Consider the following 19,059-nt stretch of genomic DNA (forward strand, 5'->3'; position numbering starts at 1 on the left):
GCCCACCTTTATACCAGGCGGAGCAGGGCCCGGACCACCTTCTCCGGGTCGTGTTGGGCCAGGGGGCCTTCCTCCCGGAAATCCCCGGTGAGGACCCGCACCCCGTCCACGGCGAAGGGCTTGGGGTCATAGGCCACGGGGAACCGCCCTTCCCGGGCGTAACGGCGCAGCACCTCGCCGGGGATGGGGGCGGTGTGCACCAGGACCACCTGGGGCCTCCTTCCCAGGTGGTAGGCGATGGCCTTGTAGTGGTCGTAGGCGGTGTACCCGTCCGTCTCCCCCGGCTCGGTCATGAGGTTCACCGCGTAGGCCAGGGGGGCCTTGGCCTTGGCGATGGCCTCCTTCAGGGGCTTCGGCAGGAAGCTGGGGATGACGCTGGTGTAGAGGCTTCCCGGCCCCAGGACCAAAAGGTCTGCCCGGCGCACCGCCTCCAGGGCCTCGGCCATCACCTCCTGGGGTTCCGGCTCCAGGAAGACCTCCCGGATGCGCCCGCCCCTTTGGCGGATGGCCACCTCCCCCACCACCTCCGCCCCGTCCTGGAAGCGGGCCTTGAGCCGCACCGCCTCGGGGGTGGCGGGGAGGACCTGGCCCCTCAGGTTCAGGATGGCGTTGGCCTCGAGGATGGCCTCGGCGAAGTCTCCCGCCACCTCGTTCAGGGTGACCAGGAAGAGGTTGCCGAAGGTGTGGCCCGCCATCTCCCCCCGGGCGAAGCGGTGGGCCAGGAGCTGGGAAAGGGCGGGATGGTCGGAGAGGGCGGAGAGGCAGTCCACCAGGTCCCCCACCGCGGGGAGGCCGTAGGAGAGCCTGAGCCTTCCCGAGGAGCCCCCGTCGTCGGTCACGGCCACGATGGCGGTGGCGTTGGCCGTGTGCTCCTTGAGGCCCCGAAGCACCCGGGAGAGTCCCGTGCCCCCGCCGAAGGCCACCACCCGGGGCCCCCTTTCCAGCCTCCGGCGCACGTAGACCCTCTCCGGCACCTCCTCAGGGAGGGTGAAGGCGGCCAGCATGCTCCGGTTCATGCTCCGCACCCCGAGGACGGCCAAAAGCCCTCCCAGGAGGAGGGAGAGGAGGGGCCAAGGGGCTTTAAGGCCCAGGGGGGGGAGGAGTTCCGCGAGCCCAAAGCCGAAGAGCAAGACCCCCAGGAAGGCCACGAGGGCGTAGCGCTTCACCCGCATCCCCGGGTAAAGCCAGCGGAAGGCGGGGGGAAGGTTAGGTTTCCTTTTCCACATCCCGGTGGCTCACCTCCACCCGGAAGCGCCCGGAGAGCTCCTCGGCGAGCCTCTCCGCCACGGCCACGCTCCGGTGCCGCCCCCCCGTGCACCCCACGGCCACGGTGTAGAAGGCCCGGCCCTCCCGCCGCGCCCCTTCCGCCGCCAGGCCGGCCACGGCCAGGAGGGCCCGGTAGTAGGGCTCGTGCTCTTCCCGGAAGACGTAGGCCCGGACCTCGGGGTCCAGGCCCGTTTTGGGCTTGAGCTCGGGGTCGTAGTGGGGGTTGGGGAGGGGGCGGACGTCCAGGACCAGGTCCGCCTCCTGGGGCGGGCCCCACTTGAAGCCGAAGGAGAGAAGGCGCAGGGTAAAGCCCGCCTCCTCCCCCAAAAACCGGGTGAGGGCCTCCTTGAGGGCCCTGGGGGAGAGCTCGGAGGTGTCCAGGACCAGGTGGGCCCGCGCCCGCAAGGGGCCCAGGATCCTCCGCTCCTCCCCGATCTCCCGCAAGAGGTTCCCCGCCCCCAGGGGGTGGACCCTGCGGGTGAGGTTGTAGCGGCGGAGGAGGACTTCCGGGCGGGCCTCCAGGTACACCACCTCGGGCTTGAGTTCGTCCAAGGCCCCCTCCAGGTCCCCGAAGAAGGCCAAGGCCCGGGCGTCCAGCACCACCCCGGCCCGCTCCACGCCCCGCTTGGCCAGCTCCTCCAGGAGGGGCTTCCAAAGCCCTGGAGGGAGGTTGTCCACCATGAAGTAGCCCAGGTCCTCCAGGAACCCCTTGGCCGTGGTCTTCCCCGCCCCGGAGAGTCCGGAGAGCACCAAAAGGCGCATCCCCCTGACTATACCCGCTTCCTCAGCCAGAGGTTGAAGAGGGCGAGGAGGAAAAGCCCGGGGAGGCCCACCACCCCCACCAGGAGGTCGTGGGTGCGCTCCACCGCCAGGAGGGAAAGCCCCGCCACGGCGTTTAGGGTGCCGTGGAGAAGGGAAGGGGCCCAGAGCGAACCCGCCTTCTCCCGGGCGTAGAGGAGGGCGGGGGTGAGGGCCAGGGTGAAGAGGACCATCGCGGCCACGCCCAGGAGGCGGTGCTCCGGGTAGTTGTGGCCGAAGAGGAGGACCAGGGGGGCGTGCCAAACCCCCCAGTAGAAGCCGATCTCCAGGCTGGCGGGCCAGAAGCCCCGCTCCTTTAGCCTTTCCCAGAGATAGCCCCGCCAGAAGAGCTCCTCCCCCAAGGCCGCGAGGAGGTTCACCGTGGCCCCGGCGAGGAGCCCCTGGAAGAGGACGAGGGCCCAGAGGGCGGCCTCGGGAAGCTTTGGGAAGCCTTCCGGCAGGGTCCAGGCCAGGCCCTTCCAGGGGCCAAAGGGGAGGCTTAAGGGGATGGAGAGGAGGGTGAGGGCCACGGGGAAGAACCAGGCGAAAAGCCAGTGGCGGTTGGGCTGGAAGCGCAAGGGGAGGCGGACCCCCTCCTTCCGGGCGAAGCCGAGGGCCACGAGGCCCGGCACCCACATGTACAGGACCCCAAAGAGGGGGTAAAGCGGGGTTCCCGGGCGAAGGCCCGCCAGGTAAAGGGCCAAGGCCAGGCCGAAGGAGAGGCCTAGGGTCCAGTAGAGGGCTTTCATGAAGCCTCCTTCCAGCGCAAGAGGGCTTCCGGCTCCCCGGGGTTCAGCAGGATGCCGGTGCCTTCCTTCAGGACCACAAGCACGCCCTCCCCCCGCCTCGCCCCCAGGAAGGCCTCCACGGGAAGCCCCTGGGGGAAGGCGGCCGTCTTCAGGCGGAAGCGCAAATGGTAGTAGCCGGGCATCTGGGCTTTGGGTCCGAAGTGGAGGAGAGGCAGGGCGTAGGCCGTGGCCACCGCGGCCACCACCTCCGAGCGGTGGACCTGGCGCTTTCCCCAGGGGTGGTGGATGACCAAGAGGGGTCCTTGGATCTCGTAGAAAAGCCTTTCCGGGAAGCCCGCAAGCCACAGGAAGAGCCCGCCCATGACCAGGGCCTCCGCCCCAAGGAGGGCGAGGAGAAAGGGCCTCTCCGGGGCCTCCGCCCTGGCCGCCACGGCCCCAAGGGCCAGGAGGGAGGCCAGGTAAAGGGCGAGGAGGAGGCCCCTAGGGTTCCCGTCCCTCCTCGGGGCCAGCCTCATCCTTCCACCTCCCCGCCCGCTTCGCCGCCTCTTTGAGAAGGAATTCTATTTGGGCGTTGACGCTGCGCAACTCGTCCTGGGCCCACTTCTCCAAGATCCGGTAGAGCCTGGGGTCCAGCCGCAGGAGAAAAGCTTTTTTCCCTTCCCGTCGCTCCTTCACCCCTCTGCTTCCTTCCATCCGTTGGAGGGCTCATGCGCCCGCCTGGCATCAAGGGTACAGCGTGCCCACGTTCACCACCGGCTGGGCTTGGGCCTCGGAAACCAGGGCCACCATGAGGTTGTTGACCATGGCCGCCTTTCTTTCCTCATCCAAGGCAAGCCCGGCCGCTTCCAGGCCGGAAAGGGCTTCCCGCACCATCCCCACCGCTGCCTCCACGATAAGCCGGCGGGCGGCCACCACGGCCAGGGCCTGTTGGCGGCGGAGCATGGCCTGGGCCACCTCGGGGGCGTAGGCCAGGTGGGTGAGGCGGGCCTCGAGGACCTCCACCCCCGCCACCTTCAGCCTCTCCTGGACTTCGGCCTGGAGTTCTTCGGCGATCTCCTCGGGGTTGCTCCTCAAGGACTTGCCCTCGGCGTCATAAGGGTAACGGCTGGCCAGGCCCCTTATGGCGGCTTCGGATTGCATGGCCACGAAGGCCTGGTAGTTCTCCACCTGGAAGAGGGCCTTGGCCGTGTCCACCACCCGCCAGACCACCACCGCGGCGATCTCAATGGGGTTGCCGTGGGCATCGTTCACCTTGAGCTTGTCCGAGGTGAAGTTGTGGACCCGCAAGGAGACCTTCTTCCGCTGGGCCAAGGGGTTGGCGAAGTGGAAGCCCTCCTCCCGCACGCTGCCCACATACCGACCCAGGAAGACCAGGGCGGCCCCCTCGTTGGGCTGGACGGTGAAGAGACCTGGGGCGAGGAGGAAGAAGGCGAGGAGGCCTCCGAGAAGGTGCCAGAGGTAGAGGAGGTCCTTTTCCTGGAGAAGCCGGTACCCCGCCCACCCCAGCCAGAAGAGGGCTACGAGGAGGAGGAGAAGGGCCAAAAACCCGCTTGCTCGCCACGCCGGAAACTCTTTGACCTCGCGCATAGCCTGCTCCTTTTCTAGTTCCGGAACACCACGTCCTCCCGCCGGAAGGCACACACCGCCAGGCCCAGGGCGAGGGCGGCGTAGACCAGGGTGGAGCCCCACGTGAGCCCCGCCTGCAGGGGGGTGGCGCTTCCCTTCAGGAGGGCGTCCATGAGGAGGGCTGCATTGAAGAGGGGGACGAGGTGATGCCAGGTCTGGAGTTCAAAGAAGCCCCGAAACTGCAGGAGAATAAGGGGGAGAAGGACCAGGAGCTGCAAGGGGGCCATGTAGCTTTGGGCCTCCTTGAAGCTTCGGGCGTAGAGCCCCAGGGCCACCATCACCGCCCCCATGAGGAGGGCGAGGAGGAAGGCGGAAAGGAGTAGGCCCAGGAAGCTTGCCGCGTCCAGCTCCACCTGGCCTCCCAAGGCCAAGGTCTCCTGGCCTCCCCCGAGCAGGCCACCCCCCAGGCGGGCGCTCAAGGCTCCGCCCAGGGCGAGGCCCAAAAGGCCCGCCGTCCCGGAGAGGAGGGCCATGGCCACCGCGGCCAGGGCCTTGCCCAGGACCACCTGCACCAGGGGCACGGGGGCGGCCAGGAGGGCCTCGAGGGTGCCCTTCTCCTTTTCCCCGGCGGTGGCGTCCACCGCCACCACCTGGCCTCCGGAGAGGATGAAGACCACCAGGAAGAAGGGGAGGAGGAAGCCCAAAAGCCCCCCAGCTCTTTCCTTGGGCGGGGAGGCGTCCACCACTTCCACCCCGAAGGGGGAGAGAACCTTCTGGGGCAGGCCCGCCCGCCTTAGGGCCTCGGCCACCTTGGCTTCTTTAAGGGTTAGGAGGGCGCTTCGCACCTTTTCCACGGCCACCGTGCTTTCCGTAAGCCCCGAGGCCAGGCGGCCGTACACGCGAAAGACCCCCTCCCGGAAGGCCACGCCCGCGGGGTATTTCCCCTCCCGCACCGCGCCTTCTGGGTCGGGTACCGTCACGGGCGTTAGCCGGGCCTGCTCCAGGGCCCCTAGGGCCTCCGGGGGAAGCGTGGCCACCGCCACCTCCTGGACCTTTTCCGCCGCCCCCTGCATGAGCCGGTTGAGGAAAAGGCTTGGCCCGAACATGAAGACGGGCATGAGCAAAACGGGCAGGACCAGGGTGGAGAAGACCAGCTTCCGGTCACGGAAGACCTGCAAAAGCTCTTTTCGGAAAACCCTAAGCGCTCTTTCCATCACGCTTCCCTCACCTTGCGGACGAAGGCCCGTTCCAGGCTTCCTTCGCCCAGGGCCAGGGCCTCCTCCTTGCGCCCCTCGTAGACCAGCCGCCCCCGGTGGAGAAACCCCACCCGGTCCGCCACCTCCTCCGCCTCGCCCATCACGTGGGTGGAGTAGACGATGGCGTTGCCCAGGTCCCGGTAGGCCTTGACGAAGTCCAACAGGGCCCTCCGGGCGAAGACATCCAGGCCCGCCGTGGCCTCGTCCAGGAGGAGGACGAGCGGCCGGTGAAGGATGGCCCGGGCGATGACCACCTTCTGGCGCATGCCCGTGGACATCTCCATCACCCTCTTGTCCAGGGTCTCCTCCATCTCCAGGAGGCCTACCACCCAGTCCAGGGCCTCCCGCAACGCCTGCCCCCCGAGGCCGTAAAAGCCCGCAAAGAACTCCAGCACCTCCCTTCCCGTGAGCCTTTCGTAGACCCGCATGCCCCCGTTCACCAAGCCCAGGCAGCGGCGCACCTCCAGGGGCGCGCGGGCCACGTCGAACCCCGCTACCTCGGCCTTTCCCCCGCTGGGGCGCACCAGGGTGGCCAGCATGCGCAAGGTGGTGGTCTTGCCCGCCCCATTGGGGCCCAGAAGGGCGTACACCTCCCCCGGTTCCACCCGGAAGGAGAGCCCCTCCACGGCGGCCACTTGGCGGTAGCGCTTGGACAGCTCCTCCGTTCGGATCACGAGGGTATTATAGCATTGTGATATCACTTTGCAAGAGCCTCTTGCCCGCCATTACGGGCGATAATGGGGGCGTGAAGGCCATGACCTTCTGGGTCAAGCCCCAGAGCTCCATAGAGGCCCTGCCCGAGGCCAAGGACCTGGTGCAGGACCTCCTGGACCTCTTCCTGGAGTACTTTCCCGAGTACGAGGGATGCCTGGGCTTTTCCCAGTCCCCGAGGAGGCCCCGCTACCTCTTCCTCTACATGGAAGGGCCCTGCGGGGGGCTTTTGCCCGAGGCGGCCCGGTTTCTAAAGGAGCTTCTGGAGACCGCTTTCCCCGGGGCCGAGGTGCGGGTTTACGGCAAGCCCTGGCCCTAAGTACCCCGCCGAGGCGGAAGCCTCGGCGGGGACCCCCAAAGGGGCGTTTCCACAGGAGCGGACGGGGGGCCAGGCGTGGCGAAGTCAGGGCACGGGCACTCAGCGGCGCCCCTTCACCAGCCACCCCTCCTCCTTAACCCCCTCCCGGGCGTTCACCACCCGGGCCAGGACGAAGAGGAGGTCGGAAAGCCGGTTCAGGTAGCGAATGGCCTCCGGGTTCACGGGCTCTTCCCGGCTCAGGGCCACCACCTTGCGCTCGGCCCGGCGCACCACGGTGCGGGCCAGGTGCAGGGCCGCGGCCGCAGGGTGTCCCCCGGGCAGGATGAAGCCCCGGAAGGGGGGGCTTTCCTCCTGGTAGCGGTCAATGGCCTTTTCCAGGGCCTCCACATCCTCGGCCTCCATGCGGGAGATGTTCTTCTCATAGGGGCTCCCCATGCGGGTGGCCAGGTCCGCCCCGAGGTCAAACAGGGCGTTCTGGATGCGCTCCAGCAGATCGTGAAGGTCCAGGTGCTCCCGGGGGAGCAGGCTTCGGGCCAGGCCGAGGGCGCTGTTGGCCTCGTCCACGGTGCCGTAGGCCTCCACCCGGGGGTGGGCCTTCACCACCCGCTCGGCCCCGTAAAGGCCGGTCTCCCCGGCGTCCCCGGTCTTGGTGTAGATCTTCATGGCCCCATTGTAGGCCCCGGGGAAAAGAAAGGCCCGGGGCCGTAAAGGACCCCGGCCTTTCCCGTGGCGGGCCCGAGAGGATTCGAACCCCTGACCTGCTGATCCGTAGTCAGCCGCTCTATCCAACTGAGCTACGGGCCCAAGCCAGCCTCCAAGGTAACACGGCAAAGCCGCCTTTGTCAATAATGGGCTTTGTGCGGGAAGAGCGCCTTAGGGCCCATCTTCTTGCCCTTTTGCGGGGAGGGCGTTCCCTGGAGGAAGTCCACGCCATGCTCAAGCCCCTGTTCCCCGGCCTTTCCAAGGGCACCCTTTTCGCCCTCCTCGTAAGGCTCCGGCGGGAGGGCAGGGTGATCCTGCGCGAGGGGCGCTTTTTTCTACCGGGGGAGGACCAGGGTGCGGACCTCTAGGCCGTCCGAGAGCTGGACCTCAAAGGCCCCGCCGGGGGGCAGGCCCTCCAGGGAGAAGCGGGCTTCCCCGCCCCGGCGCCAGAGGCCCAGGGTGGTGCGGGAGCCATCTTCGGCCACGTGGAAGAGGGAGAGGAAGGGGTAGCCCGTCCAGCGGACCACCAGGAAGCCTCCCTCCTCCCGGAGGTCCACCCGGGGCTCGGCCTGGGGCCTCACGCCCCCCGTCACCTCGCCTAGGAGGACTCCCTCCCGGTAGAGGGCCACCCGGGCCCAGGGGCCGAGGGGTACCCGGGCCTGGAAGTGGAGGATCCCCTCCGAGTCCTCCAGGACGTAGACGGGGTACTCCCTCCCGTCCACCCTCAGGCGGTAGGGGGAGGGCCTTCCCTCCGGGGCCACGGGGAGGCGGAGGGGCGGGTTGAAGATCACCTGGTCCCCGCTGATCCGCCCCGAGAAGAGGAGGCCTTCCTCGGGCAGGGATTGGGGCGAGGGGGGGTTCCTCTCCAGGAAGCTCCAGGCTCCCTCGTAGGTGTAGTCGGAGACCCACTGGGGGCCGCAGTAGCTCATGAGGTCCTTGTACGTGGCGGGGTCCTTGAGGGTCCCGTCCGCCAGGTCGTAGCCCCAGGTGCCGATGCTCCCGCCCGGGTAGGGGTAGCTGGGGTCCCCACCCGTGCCGCAGGGGGCGTGGTCCCGGCCGAAGTTGTGGCCGAGCTCGTGGGCCATGACCCCGGGGGCGCTTTGCGGGTAGTCCCAGCCCACGGCCACCGGATAACCGAGGTAGCCGATTCCGGCGATGCCCGCGGTGTAGCTCACCCGCACGAAGCCGTAGTAGTACCGCCCGCTCCCGTCCGCCTGGCGCAGGAGGCGAAGCTCGTCCAGAAGCTGGCTCCAGGCGTTGCCGTCGCTGGCGCTGAGGGTGCCCGCGAAGGTGTAGGGGGCCCGGATGGTGGAGGCCACGTCCTTAAGGGGCCAGACCCTGAGGAGGGTTGGGCTGAAGGAGGGCACGGAGGCCGTTACGCCCCCGTGGATCACGGGCACCGCGGTGAGGTGCAGGGTGATCCCAGGGCCTACCTGGGGGGCGAGGGTGCGGGACTTCTCCGCCGGGGTGCCTCCCACCCGGTCCTGGGGGTCGGCCCGGAGTTCCACCCGGAGGCCGGGGGCCACCCAGCTTGCGGGGAGGGTGGCGTGGCAGGTGGTGCGGAGGTCCCCTTGGACGGTGCCCGTGGGGATGGGGTTCGGGCAGGTGAAGGCGAGGTTTCCGAGGAAGGTGGTGTTGGCGTAGACCGCCCCGGAGAGGGGCTGGGCCAAGGTGAGGGGATTTGGGCTTGCCACCAGGTGGACCCGGAGGAGGGCGGGCTTCCCCGCCACCAGGCGCAGGTCCTCCTTCAGGACGGTCTGGCCCCACTCCACCTTGGCGATGGAGAGGTTCTGGGTGGGGGTGACCGTTAGGGTAAAGCCCACTTCCTTGGTAACGCTCCCGCCCGTTCCCCGCAACCGAAGGGCGTAAGTGCTGGGGGTGAGGCTCGAGGATGCCTGGAGTTCCAGCATGGGCGCTGAGGGCACCGGGGTTTGGGTGGGGGAAAGGCTTACGCCGGTAAAGGGGTTGCCGCTCCCGTCCACCAGGGAAAGGGAAACCGCGCCCGAATAGCTCCCCGTCACGGAGAGGCGCACGTATGTGGTTCCTCCCTGGGCAACGGAAAGGGAGGTACTTTCCAGGACTAGGGTGAAGTCTTTTTGAGGGTGGGCGCGCACCCGGGCTGTCTGGGTGATGGCGGTCTTGCCATCGGACACACGCAATGTGGCCTGGTAGTCCCCGGGGGACGCGTAGGTGTGGGTGCAACCGGGGCCGCAGGAATCCAACATGACCCGGGCCCCGTCCCCTGTTTCCAGGGTGCAATTCAGGGAGTCCCCATCGGGGTCTTGGACGTTCCAGGTGAAGCGCACCGTGAGGGGGGCTTCTCCTTCGGTAGGCACAGCCTGAAAGCTGAGAAGCGCGGGAGGGTGGTTTCCGAAAAACCCCGTGCAGGCTCCCAGGAGGCCTGCCAGGGCCAGGAGGAGGGCGGGTCTAAGACCCATACCGCCCACCCTACCAGGCTCTCAGGAGGGGCGGATGAGCGTGCTATCCTGGGCCTTAATGCGGCTTGGGCTTTCCACAAAGCGCCTGGTGGTCAAGGTGGGAAGCGCCGTCCTCGCGGGGGAAGGGGGGTTAGACCGGGAGGCCATGGGGGAGATCGCCCGCCAGGTGGCCCTCCTGTGGCAGGAGGGGCGGGAGGTGGTCCTCGTCTCCTCGGGGGCGGTGGCGGCGGGTATGCGGCGGCTGGGCCTGGAAAGGCGTCCTCAGGACATGCCCCTTAAGCAGGCCTTGGCGGCCGTGGGCCAGCCTCTCCTCATGGCCCTGTGGCAGGAGGCCTTTGCCCCCTTAGGCCTCACCGTGGGGCAGGTGCTCCTCACCGCCGAGGACCTCTCCGCCAGGAGCCGCTACCTGAACGCCAAGGCCACCCTGAGGGCCCTCTTGGGCCTGGGGGTCCTTCCCGTCATCAACGAGAACGACACCGTGGCCTTTGCGGAGATCCGCTTTGGGGACAACGACCAGCTCTCCGCCCGGGTGGCGGCCTTGGTGGAGGCGGGCCTCCTCCTCATCCTCTCCGATGTGGATGCCCTTTACGAGGAGGATCCCAAGCGGAACCCCCTGGCCCGGCCCATCCTCGAGGTGGAGCGGGTGGAGGGGGTCTTGGCCCATGCGGGGGAAGGGAACCCCTTGGGAAGCGGGGGGATGAAAAGCAAGCTTTTGGCCGCCCGCATCGCCGGCAGGGTGGGCATACCCACCCTCCTCTTGCCGGGAAGAAGGCCAGGGGCCATCCTGGAGGCCCTTTCCGGGGCCCCCATCGGCACCTACTTCCACGCCAAAAGGCGCTACCGGGGGGAGAAGGCCTGGCTTTACGGCCTCACCCGGCCCAAGGGGGAGCTGGTGCTGGACGGGGGGGCGGTGCGGGCCCTCAAGGAGCGGGGGGCAAGCCTCCTTCCCGCGGGCATTCGGGAGGTGCGGGGGAGGTTCTCCCGGGGGGAGGCGGTGCGCCTCCTCTCCGAGGGGGGGGAGGAGGTGGGGGTGGGCCTCGCCAACTACGCCTCGGAGGAGATCGCCCGCATCAAGGGGCGGAAGAGCAGCGAGATTGAGGCCATCCTGGGCTACCGCTACACGGAGGAGGTGGTCCACCGGGACCACCTGGCCCTGAAGGAGGAGGCATGACGGCGGCCATTCGGGAACTTGCGGAGCGCGCGCGAAGGAGGCTACCCGAGATCGCCAAGGGAAACCGGGACCGGGCCCTCCTCGCCATGGCGGACCTCCTCGAGGCCCGCTGGGAAAGGGTCTTGGAGGCGAACCGGGAAGACCTGAAGGAGGCGGAAGGGGCAGGCCTTTCCAAGGCCAAGCTGGACCGGCTGGCCCTCAAGGAGAAGGACCTGAAGACCCTCACGGAGGGCCTCCGCCAGATCGCCCTTCTCCCCGACCCCCTGGGGCGGATAGAGGGCCTGGCCAAGAGGCCAAACGGCCTAAGGGTAGGCAGGATGCGGGTCCCCTTGGGCCTCATCGGCTTCATCTACGAGGCGCGGCCCGGGGCCACGGTGGAGGCGGTCTCCGTGGCCTTAAAGGCGGGAAACGCCATGCTCCTGAGGGGCGGGAAGGAGGCCTTCCGCTCCAACCGGGCCCTGGTGGCCCTCTGGCACGAGGCCTTGCGGGGGGCGGGCCTCCCCGAGGAGGCGGTGACCCTGGTGCCCACCACGGACCGGGAGGCCATCCTGGAGATGTGCCACCTGGAGCTGTTAGACCTCCTCATCCCGAGGGGGGGAGAGGAGCTCATCCGCCTGGTGCAAAGGGAGGCCCGCGTTCCCGTCCTGGCCCACGCCAAGGGGGTGAACCACCTCTACGTGGACGCCAAGGCGGACCTCTCCATGGCCCTCCGCCTCGCCCTAAACGGCAAGACGCAGCGCCCCGCGGTGTGCAACGCCCTCGAGGCCGTCTTAGTCCACGAGAAGGTGGCGGGAGCCTTCCTCCCCATGCTGGAGGAGGCCATGCGGGAAAAGGGCGTGGAGCTCAGGGCCTGCCCAAGGGCCCTTCCCCTCCTCAAGGAAGCCGCTCCCGCTCAGGAGGAGGAGTGGGACCGGGAGTATTTGGACCTCATCCTCCGGGTGAAGGTGGTCTCGGGGCTCGAGGAGGCCCTGGCCCACATCGCCCGCTACGGCTCCCGGCACACGGAGGCCATCTGCACCGAGGACCCCAAGGTGGCCTGGCGCTTCCTGGAGGAGGTGGACGCGAGCCTGGTGCTTTGGAACGCCTCCACCCGCTTTAACGATGGCTTTGAGCTGGGCCTGGGGGCGGAGATCGGCATCAGCACCTCCAAGCTCCACGCCTACGGCCCCATGGGGCCCCTGGAGCTCACCACCACCAAGTGGGTGGCCCTGGGGGAGGGGCAGGAGCGGGCGTGAAGCGGGAAGATTCCGTGGCCCAAGCCTCTGCCCACCGGGGGCTTTTGGCGTGGCACCTCCGCTTTGGCCTCCCCGAGGAAGCCCGGCGGCACAAGGAGGCGGCCATCCGCCTCTTCCTGGAGGCGGGGGACCTGAAGGGCGCGGAAGAGGTGGAAGACCTTGCTTAGGCGCCTACTCCGCCTGTACCAGGAGGCCCACGTCCCCTTCTTCGCCGCCGCCCTCGCCTACTACGCCCTCCTCTCCCTCATGCCCCTCCTCTTCCTCCTGGTGGGGGTCTTCGGCCTCCTGCTCTCGGGAAACGCCGCCTTGCGGGCGGAGTTCTTGGAGGGGGTGGCGGCCTTAGCCCTAAGCCTCTTCCCGGCCCGGCCCGAGCTGGCGGAGGACCTGCTCCGCTTTCTCACCCGCTCGGCCTTTCCCCTCACCCTCTTTAGCGGCCTCCTCCTCCTCTGGTCGGGGAGCAACTTCTTCGCCGCCCTGAGCTACGCCCTGGGCCTCATCTTCGGCAGGCCCCCCGGGCTTCGCCACCGGCTTCTGGGCCTCCTCATGCCCTTTTTGCTGGGCCTGGGGCTCATGCTCCTCTCCCTGCTGGGCCTCTTCTTGGGCTTTTTCCTCCGCTTCCTGCCCCCGGGGTGGCGGGGGCTTTGGGGACCGGTGGAGGGCCTCCTTCCCCTCCTGGCCGCTTTTCTCCTCTTCCTCTTCACCTATGCCTTTTTCCGGGGGGTGGGGGCCCTAAGGGACCTCCTCCCCTTGAGCGCGGGAGCGGGGGTGGCCACCTTGCTCTTTGAGGCCGTCCGGCTCGGTCTGCCCCGGCTTCTGCCCCGCTCCCAGTACGAGCTCCTCTACGGCCCCCTGGCCGGGTTCGTGCTGGCCCTCCTGGGGCTTTACCTGGTCCTCTGGGTCTTCCTCTTTGGGGCGCTTCTGGCCCGGGCCATGGAGGAGGCCTGATGCCACCCCGTGCTGGCCCGAGGCCAGCACGGGGGCCCTGGCGGCCCGGTGGAGACGGCGGGGCGAAGGGGACAAAGGGTGCCAGGGGCGCAGGGGAAGGGTATGATGGTCCCATGAGCCGGTCCAGGCTAACCCCCTAGGGTGGGAAGGGGCCTGGCCGTCCCTTCCCCCCGGGGGAAGGGTCTTTTTTGAGGGAGGAAGCATGGAGAAGTACAACCCCCACGCCATTGAGCCCAAGTGGCAGCGCTTCTGGAAGGAGAAGGGCTTCATGAAAGCCGAGGAGGTACCGGGGAAGCGGGGCAAGCAGTACGTGCTGGTCATGTTCCCCTACCCCTCCGGGGACCTGCACATGGGCCACCTGAAGAACTACACCATGGGGGACGTCCTGGCCCGCTTCCGCCGGATGCAGGGCTACGAGGTCCTCCACCCCATGGGCTGGGACGCTTTTGGCCTCCCCGCGGAGAACGCCGCCCTGAAGTTCGGCGTCCACCCCAAGGACTGGACCTACGCGAACATCCGCCAGGCCAAGGAGAGCCTCCGGCTCATGGGCATCCTCTACGACTGGGACCGGGAGGTGACCACCTGCGAGCCCGAGTACTACCGCTTCAACCAGTGGCTCTTCCTCAAGATGTGGGAAAAGGGCCTGGCCTACCGGGCGAAGGGCCTCGTCAACTGGTGCCCCAAGTGCCAGACCGTGCTCGCCAACGAGCAGGTGGTGGAGGGGCGGTGCTGGCGGCACGAGGACACCCCCGTGGAGAAGCGGGAGCTGGAGCAGTGGTACCTGCGCATCACCGCCTACGCCGAGAGGCTTCTTAAGGACCTCGATGGCCTCAACTGGCCCGAGAAGGTCAAGGCCATGCAAAGGGCCTGGATCGGCCGCTCCGAGGGGGCGGAGATCCTCTTCCCCGTGGAGGGGAAGGAGGTGAGGATCCCCGTCTTCACCACCCGCCCCGACACCCTCTTCGGAGCCACCTTCCTCGTGCTCGCCCCGGAGCACCCCTTGACCCTGGAGCTCGCCGCCCCGGAGAAGCGGGAGGAGGTCCTGGCCTACGTGGAGGCCGCCAAGCGCAAGACGGAGATTGAGCGCCAGGCGGAGGGGCGGGAGAAGACCGGGGTCTTCCTGGGGGCCTACGCCCTAAACCCCGCCACGGGGGAGAGGATCCCCATCTGGACCGCCGACTACGTGCTCTATGGCTACGGCACCGGGGCCATCATGGCCGTCCCCGCCCACGACCAGAGGGACTACGAGTTCGCCAGGAAGTTCGGCCTTCCCATCAAGAAGGTGATTGAGCGGCCCGGCGAGCCCCTCCCCGAGCCCCTGGAAAGGGCCTACGAGGAGCCCGGGATCATGGTGAACTCCGGGCCCTTTGACGGGACGGAAAGCGAGGAGGGAAAGCGGAAGGTCATCGCCTGGCTGGAGGAGAAGGGCCTGGGCAAGGGCCGGGTCACCTACCGCCTCCGGGACTGGCTCATAAGCCGCCAGCGCTACTGGGGGACCCCCATCCCCATGGTCCACTGCGAGGCCTGCGGGGTGGTCCCCGTCCCCGAGGAGGAGCTTCCCGTGCTCCTTCCCGACCTCAAGGACGTGGAGGACATCCGCCCTAAGGGGAAGAGCCCCCTGGAGGCCCACCCCGAGTTCTACGAGACCACCTGCCCCAAGTGCGGCGGCCCCGCCAAGCGGGACACGGACACCATGGACACCTTCTTTGACTCCAGCTGGTACTACCTGCGCTACACCGACCCCCACAACGACCGCCTCCCCTTTGACCCCGAGAAGGCGAACGCCTGGATGCCCGTGGACCAGTACATCGGCGGGGTGGAGCACGCGGTGCTTCACCTCCTCTACAGCCGCTTCTTCACCAAGTTTCTCCACGACCTGGGGATGGTGAAGGTGGAGGAGCCCTTCCAGGGCCTCTTCACCCAGGGCATGGTCCTCGCCTGGACGGACTTCGGCCCCGTGGAGGTGGAAGGAAGCGTGGTGCGCCTCCCCGAGCCCACCCGCATCCGGCTGGAGATCCCGGAGCGTGAGCTTTCCCTGGAGGACGTGAGGAAGATGGGGGCCGAGCTCCGCCCCCACGAGGACGGCACCCTTCACCTGTGGAAGCCCGCCGTCATGAGCAAGTCCAAGGGCAACGGCGTCATGGTGGGGCCCTTCGTGAAGGAGCAGGGGGCGGACATCGCCCGCATCACCATCCTCTTCGCCGCGCCCCCGGAGAACGAGATGGTCTGGACCGAGGAGGGGGTCCAGGGGGCCTGGCGCTTCCTGAACCGCATCCACAGGCGGGTGGCCGAGGACCGGGAGGCCCTTTTGGAAACGAGTGGGGTCTTCCGGGCGGAGGCCCTGGAGGGGGAGGACCGGGAGCTTTACCGGAAGCTCCACGAGATCCTGAAGAAGGTCACGGAGGACCTGGAGGCCCTCCGCTTCAACACCGCCATCGCCGCCCTCATGGAGTTCCTGAACGCCCTCTACGAGTACCGCAAGGACCGCCCCGTCACCCCGGTCTACCGCACCGCCATCCGCTACTACCTGCAGATGCTCTTCCCCTTCGCCCCCCACCTCGCCGAGGAGCTTTGGCACTGGTTCTGGCCCGATAGCCTCTTTGAGGCGGGCTGGCCCGAGCTGGACGAGAAGGCCCTGGAGAAGGACGTGGTGGAGGTGGCCGTCCAGGTGAACGGGCGGGTGCGGGGGACGATCCGGATCCCCAAGGACGCCCCCCTGGAGGTGGCGCGGGCCGAGGCCCTTAAGGTGCGGAACGTCCAGGCCCACCTCGAGGGCAAGGAGGTGGTGAAGGAGATCTACGTGCCCGGGAAGATCCTCAACCTGGTAGTGCGGGGATAGGGAGGGCGAGGCGGGTGGGGAGGGCCTTCGCCACCTCCCCCTCCGCCGGGGTGAGGAAGAGCCCTTCTCCTTTCGCGAAGGCCAAAAGCCTGCCATAGCCCAGGAGGAACCCTTCCCCGTCCAGTAGGCCGTAGAGCCTTTCCGGCTGGGGGGGTCCCTCGAGGGGGGCCGCCTTGGGCCTCGCCCCCTGGAAGTGGGTGAGAAGCCTTTCTAATCGGTTTTTCCGCCTTTCCCCTGGGGGCTTTCTCCGCGCCCCGGGGAGGGGCGGGACCAGGCGCACCTTGAGGTCCTGGCGCCAGGCCAGGGCCCGGTAAAGCCCCTCCGCCCCCAGGACCAGGACCTCCGTGGGGCTTAAGGCCTCCACCTGCAGGAGGCGGAACTCCGGGTCCAGAAGCCCGTCGGTGTCGGCCACGGCGGGGCTTCCTGGGGGGATCTTCCGGGCCAGGCGCAGGGCCCCCACCACGGCCCTGGCCTCCAGCCCCAGAGGGGAAAGGGCCCCGAGGAGGTAGCGGCGTAGGGGGGTGAGGCGGCCTTCTTGGTAGCGGAAGAGGGTGAAGGCCCCGGGCAGGGCCCCCTGTCCCGGGTCCAGGTCCAGGAGGTAGGCCTCCCCCGCCTTCTCCAGAAGCCTCAGGGCCAGGGTGGTCTTGCCCACATCCGTGGGGCCCGCCAGGAGGAGCATCCTTAGGCAATCTACCATCGCTTTTCCCCGGGGAGGGGCGCGGAGGCCCGGGATGATCTGACGTATTTTTGCCTCCCCGCAAGAAAGGGTTATACTAACCCCACCATGGGGCTCTGGTTTGAGGAAAGCAGGGAGGAGCGGCAGGTGCTGGGGCCTTTCCGCGAGTTCTTGAAGGCGGAGGTGGCCCCGGGGGCGGCGGAGCGGGACCGCACGGGCGCCTTTCCCTGGGAGCTGGTGCGGAAGCTGGCGGAGTTTGGGGTCTTCGGGGCGGTGGTGCCCGAGGCCTACGGGGGGGCGGGGCTTTCCACGCGGCTTTTCGCCCGCATGGTGGAGGCTATCGCCTACCACGATGGCGCCCTCGCCCTCACCGTGGCCAGCCACAACTCCCTGGCCACCGGGCACATCCTGCTCGCGGGGAGCGAGGCGCAGAAGGAGGCCTTCCTCCCCAAGCTGGCCGCGGGGGAGGCCTTGGGGGCCTGGGGGCTCACGGAGCCAGGTTCAGGCTCGGATGCCGCCGCCCTCAAGACCAAGGCGGAAAAGGTGCCGGAGGGATGGGTCCTAAACGGCACCAAGCAGTTCATCACCCAGGGGAGCGTGGCCGGGGTCTACGTGGTCATGGCCCGCACCGATCCGGCCCCAAGCCCGGACAAAAAGCACCTCGGCATCTCCGCCTTCGCCTTTTTCCGCCCGGAAAAGGGCCTAAAGGTGGGGCGGAAGGAGGAGAAGCTGGGGCTAAACGCCTCGGACACGGCGCAGCTCCTCCTGGAGGACCTCTTCCTCCCCGAGGACGCCCTCTTGGGCGAGCGGGGGAGGGGGTTTTACCACGTCCTTCGGGTGCTGGACGGGGGCAGGATCGGCATCGCCGCCATGGCCGTGGGCCTGGGGCGGGCGGCCTTGGACTTCGCCCTGGCTTACGCCAAGGGGCGGGAGGCCTTCGGGAGGCCCATCGCCGAGTTTGAGGGCGTTTCCTTCAAGCTGGCGGAGGCGGCCACGGAGCTGGAGGCGGCGCGGCTTCTCTACCTCAAGGCGGCGGAGCTCAAGGACGCGGGGAGGCCCTTTGCCCTCGAGGCCGCCCAGGCCAAGCTCTTCGCCAGCGAGGCGGCGGTCAGGGCCTGCGACGAGGCCATCCAGATCCTGGGGGGCTATGGCTACGTCAAGGACTACCCCGTGGAGCGCTACTGGCGGGATGCCCGCCTGACCCGGATCGGGGAGGGGACGAGCGAGATCCTGAAGCTCGTCATCGCCCGGCGCCTTCTGGAAGCGGTTTGAAGCTGAGGGCCTTTGGGGTTTTGAGGGCCAGCTGGCCGCAGGCCGCCCCCACGTCCCGGCCCCGGCTCCACCTTATGGAGGTGGGGACGCCCAGGCGCTTGAGCTCCTCGGCGAAGGCCAGGATGCCCGCCTTGGGCGTCCCCTCCACCGGGGCCCCTTCCCAGGGGTTGAAGGGGATGAGGTTCACGTGGGCGCTGATTCCCTTGAGGAGCTTGGCGAGAAGCCTCGCCTGCCAGGGGTGGTCGTTCACCCCTTTGAGGAGGGTGTACTCAAAGGTGACCCGGCGCCCCGTCTTGGCGTGGTAGTGGCGGACCGCCTCCATGATCTCGGCGATGGGGTAGCGGTGGGCGGTGGGGATGATCCTCCGGCGGGTCTCGTCGTCGGGGGCGTGGAGGGAGAGGGCCAGGCGCACCCCGAGGTCCTCCTCGGCCAGGCGGTAGATCCCCTTGGGGATGCCCACGGTGGAGAGGGTGATGCGCCTTGGGCTCATGGCGAGCCCCTTGGGGTGGAGCATGACCCGGACCGCCCGGAGGACGTTTTTCAGGTTCAAAAGGGGTTCCCCCATGCCCATGAGGACCGCGTTCCGGATCTCCCGGGGGGAGATGCCCTGGTGGTGGGCGATGGCCAGGACCTGGGCCAGGATCTCCGCCCCCGTGAGGTTGCGGCCAAAGCCCAAGGCCCCGGTGGCGCAGAAGGTGCACCCCGCCGGGCAGCCCACCATGCTGGAGAGGCAGACGGTCTTGCGGTTAGGGTAGGGCATGTAGACCGCCTCCGTCTTCTTGCCGTCCAGGAGGGTGAAGAGGTACTTGACGCTTCCGTCTTGGCTGGGATAGGCCTCCACCAGGGCGAACTCGGAGATGCGCCACTCCTCCGCCAGGGCCTCCCGCAGGGCCCTGGGGAGGTCGGTCATCTCCGCGAAGTCCAAAACGCCCCGGGCGTAGAGCCAGTGGGCGATCTGGGCCTTGCGGTACCCCTCGCCGGGGAGTTCTTCCGGTAAAAGTTCCAAGATGGCCCGCATGCGCTCGCACCCCCTCCTCGGCCCTTGGCCGGGGCCCCGGTCATCCCCCCAGTATACCCCCTCCTCGGGCGGCGGGTTCATGCCCTTTTGCCTCTTCC

Annotated in this window: 20 protein-coding genes and 1 tRNA gene; 8 read left to right on the plus strand and 13 right to left on the minus strand. The window is 68.4% G+C overall.

Annotation, left to right across the window (positions count from 1 at the left end; genetic code table 11):
• Window positions 1-8: 8 nt before the first annotated feature.
• The 8 genes from ACYQ0J_RS07945 to ACYQ0J_RS07980 are packed head-to-tail and all read right to left on the minus strand — an operon-like array spanning window position 9 to window position 6,309.
• A complete protein-coding gene (locus ACYQ0J_RS07945; protein ID WP_460171625.1) occupies window positions 9-1,226 on the minus strand; it encodes a gluconeogenesis factor YvcK family protein in 1,218 nt (405 codons plus the stop codon).
• Window positions 1,207-2,028: an RNase adapter RapZ gene (rapZ, locus tag ACYQ0J_RS07950; RefSeq protein ID WP_460171626.1), complete on the minus strand. Its 822-nt coding sequence runs from the start codon at window positions 2,026-2,028 to the stop codon at window positions 1,207-1,209. The genes ACYQ0J_RS07945 and rapZ overlap by 20 nt, the downstream gene beginning before the upstream one ends.
• 8 nt (window positions 2,029-2,036) lie before the next feature.
• Window positions 2,037-2,813 (minus strand): CPBP family intramembrane glutamic endopeptidase, encoded by a 777-nt coding sequence (locus ACYQ0J_RS07955; protein WP_460171627.1) that lies wholly within the window; start codon window positions 2,811-2,813, stop codon window positions 2,037-2,039.
• Window positions 2,810-3,328 (minus strand): hypothetical protein, encoded by a 519-nt coding sequence (locus ACYQ0J_RS07960; RefSeq protein ID WP_460171628.1) that lies wholly within the window; start codon window positions 3,326-3,328, stop codon window positions 2,810-2,812. The genes ACYQ0J_RS07955 and ACYQ0J_RS07960 overlap by 4 nt, the downstream gene beginning before the upstream one ends.
• Complete coding sequence (locus ACYQ0J_RS07965; protein ID WP_460171629.1) at window positions 3,294-3,488, minus strand: type II toxin-antitoxin system antitoxin; 195 nt, start codon at window positions 3,486-3,488, stop codon at window positions 3,294-3,296. The genes ACYQ0J_RS07960 and ACYQ0J_RS07965 overlap by 35 nt, the downstream gene beginning before the upstream one ends.
• Before the next feature lie 48 nt (window positions 3,489-3,536).
• Window positions 3,537-4,400, minus strand: coding sequence for an SPFH domain-containing protein (locus ACYQ0J_RS07970; RefSeq protein ID WP_460171630.1), 864 nt, complete (start codon window positions 4,398-4,400; stop codon window positions 3,537-3,539).
• A 14-nt stretch (window positions 4,401-4,414) separates the two neighbouring features.
• Window positions 4,415-5,593, minus strand: coding sequence for an ABC transporter permease (locus ACYQ0J_RS07975; RefSeq protein WP_460171631.1), 1,179 nt, complete (start codon window positions 5,591-5,593; stop codon window positions 4,415-4,417).
• Window positions 5,593-6,309, minus strand: coding sequence for an ATP-binding cassette domain-containing protein (locus ACYQ0J_RS07980; RefSeq protein WP_460171632.1), 717 nt, complete (start codon window positions 6,307-6,309; stop codon window positions 5,593-5,595). Before ACYQ0J_RS07980 ends, ACYQ0J_RS07975 begins: the two co-directional genes overlap by 1 nt.
• An 80-nt stretch (window positions 6,310-6,389) precedes the next feature.
• Between ACYQ0J_RS07980 and ACYQ0J_RS07985 the strand changes: the two genes are divergently transcribed.
• Window positions 6,390-6,665, plus strand: coding sequence for a hypothetical protein (locus ACYQ0J_RS07985; RefSeq protein WP_460171808.1), 276 nt, complete (start codon window positions 6,390-6,392; stop codon window positions 6,663-6,665).
• Between the two features lie 99 nt (window positions 6,666-6,764).
• Here the strand turns inward: ACYQ0J_RS07985 and ACYQ0J_RS07990 are convergent, their stop codons facing one another.
• Both ACYQ0J_RS07990 and ACYQ0J_RS07995 read right to left on the minus strand, forming a co-directional pair.
• Window positions 6,765-7,328 carry a cob(I)yrinic acid a,c-diamide adenosyltransferase gene (locus ACYQ0J_RS07990; RefSeq protein WP_460171633.1) on the minus strand — a complete coding sequence of 188 codons (564 nt, stop codon included), beginning with the start codon at window positions 7,326-7,328 and terminating at the stop codon, window positions 6,765-6,767.
• A 64-nt stretch (window positions 7,329-7,392) separates the two neighbouring features.
• Window positions 7,393-7,469, minus strand: a tRNA-Arg gene (locus ACYQ0J_RS07995).
• 53 nt (window positions 7,470-7,522) lie between these two features.
• Between ACYQ0J_RS07995 and ACYQ0J_RS08000 the strand changes: the two genes are divergently transcribed.
• Window positions 7,523-7,735 (plus strand): hypothetical protein, encoded by a 213-nt coding sequence (locus tag ACYQ0J_RS08000; RefSeq protein ID WP_460171634.1) that lies wholly within the window; start codon window positions 7,523-7,525, stop codon window positions 7,733-7,735.
• Here the strand turns inward: ACYQ0J_RS08000 and ACYQ0J_RS08005 are convergent.
• Window positions 7,703-9,805 (minus strand): PKD domain-containing protein, encoded by a 2,103-nt coding sequence (locus tag ACYQ0J_RS08005; RefSeq protein WP_460171635.1) that lies wholly within the window; start codon window positions 9,803-9,805, stop codon window positions 7,703-7,705. The genes ACYQ0J_RS08000 and ACYQ0J_RS08005 overlap by 33 nt on opposite strands.
• A 58-nt stretch (window positions 9,806-9,863) precedes the next feature.
• Between ACYQ0J_RS08005 and proB the strand changes: the two genes are divergently transcribed.
• The 5 genes from proB to leuS all read left to right on the plus strand — a co-directional run bounded on the left by proB (window position 9,864) and on the right by leuS (window position 15,995).
• Window positions 9,864-10,976 (plus strand): glutamate 5-kinase, encoded by a 1,113-nt coding sequence (proB, locus tag ACYQ0J_RS08010; RefSeq protein WP_460171809.1) that lies wholly within the window; start codon window positions 9,864-9,866, stop codon window positions 10,974-10,976.
• Complete coding sequence (locus ACYQ0J_RS08015; protein WP_460171636.1) at window positions 10,973-12,211, plus strand: glutamate-5-semialdehyde dehydrogenase; 1,239 nt, start codon at window positions 10,973-10,975, stop codon at window positions 12,209-12,211. The genes proB and ACYQ0J_RS08015 overlap by 4 nt, the downstream gene beginning before the upstream one ends.
• Window positions 12,208-12,378, plus strand: coding sequence for a hypothetical protein (locus ACYQ0J_RS08020; protein ID WP_460171637.1), 171 nt, complete (start codon window positions 12,208-12,210; stop codon window positions 12,376-12,378). Before ACYQ0J_RS08015 ends, ACYQ0J_RS08020 begins: the two co-directional genes overlap by 4 nt.
• Complete coding sequence (locus ACYQ0J_RS08025) at window positions 12,371-13,156, plus strand: YhjD/YihY/BrkB family envelope integrity protein (RefSeq protein ID WP_460171638.1); 786 nt, start codon at window positions 12,371-12,373, stop codon at window positions 13,154-13,156. The genes ACYQ0J_RS08020 and ACYQ0J_RS08025 overlap by 8 nt, the downstream gene beginning before the upstream one ends.
• A 202-nt stretch (window positions 13,157-13,358) precedes the next feature.
• The gene (leuS, locus tag ACYQ0J_RS08030; protein ID WP_460171639.1) at window positions 13,359-15,995 is read left to right on the plus strand and encodes a leucine--tRNA ligase; all 2,637 of its coding nucleotides are present in this window, start codon (window positions 13,359-13,361) and stop codon (window positions 15,993-15,995) included.
• Here the strand turns inward: leuS and ACYQ0J_RS08035 are convergent.
• Window positions 15,973-16,674, minus strand: coding sequence for a Clp1/GlmU family protein (locus tag ACYQ0J_RS08035; RefSeq protein ID WP_460171640.1), 702 nt, complete (start codon window positions 16,672-16,674; stop codon window positions 15,973-15,975). The two genes, leuS and ACYQ0J_RS08035, sit on opposite strands and share 23 nt — an antisense overlap.
• A 105-nt stretch (window positions 16,675-16,779) precedes the next feature.
• On the opposite strand from ACYQ0J_RS08035, the gene ACYQ0J_RS08040 reads away from it, so the two are divergent.
• Entirely contained in the window at window positions 16,780-17,943 is a 1,164-nt protein-coding gene (locus tag ACYQ0J_RS08040; RefSeq protein ID WP_460171641.1) for an acyl-CoA dehydrogenase family protein, read from the plus strand.
• On the opposite strand, the gene rlmN is transcribed toward ACYQ0J_RS08040, so the two are convergent.
• Entirely contained in the window at window positions 17,912-18,961 is a 1,050-nt protein-coding gene (rlmN, locus tag ACYQ0J_RS08045) for a dual-specificity RNA methyltransferase RlmN (RefSeq protein WP_460171642.1), read from the minus strand. The two genes, ACYQ0J_RS08040 and rlmN, sit on opposite strands and share 32 nt — an antisense overlap.
• Window positions 18,962-19,059 lie beyond the last annotated feature (98 nt).

Source organism: Thermus sp. FJN-A (assembly GCF_054655095.1).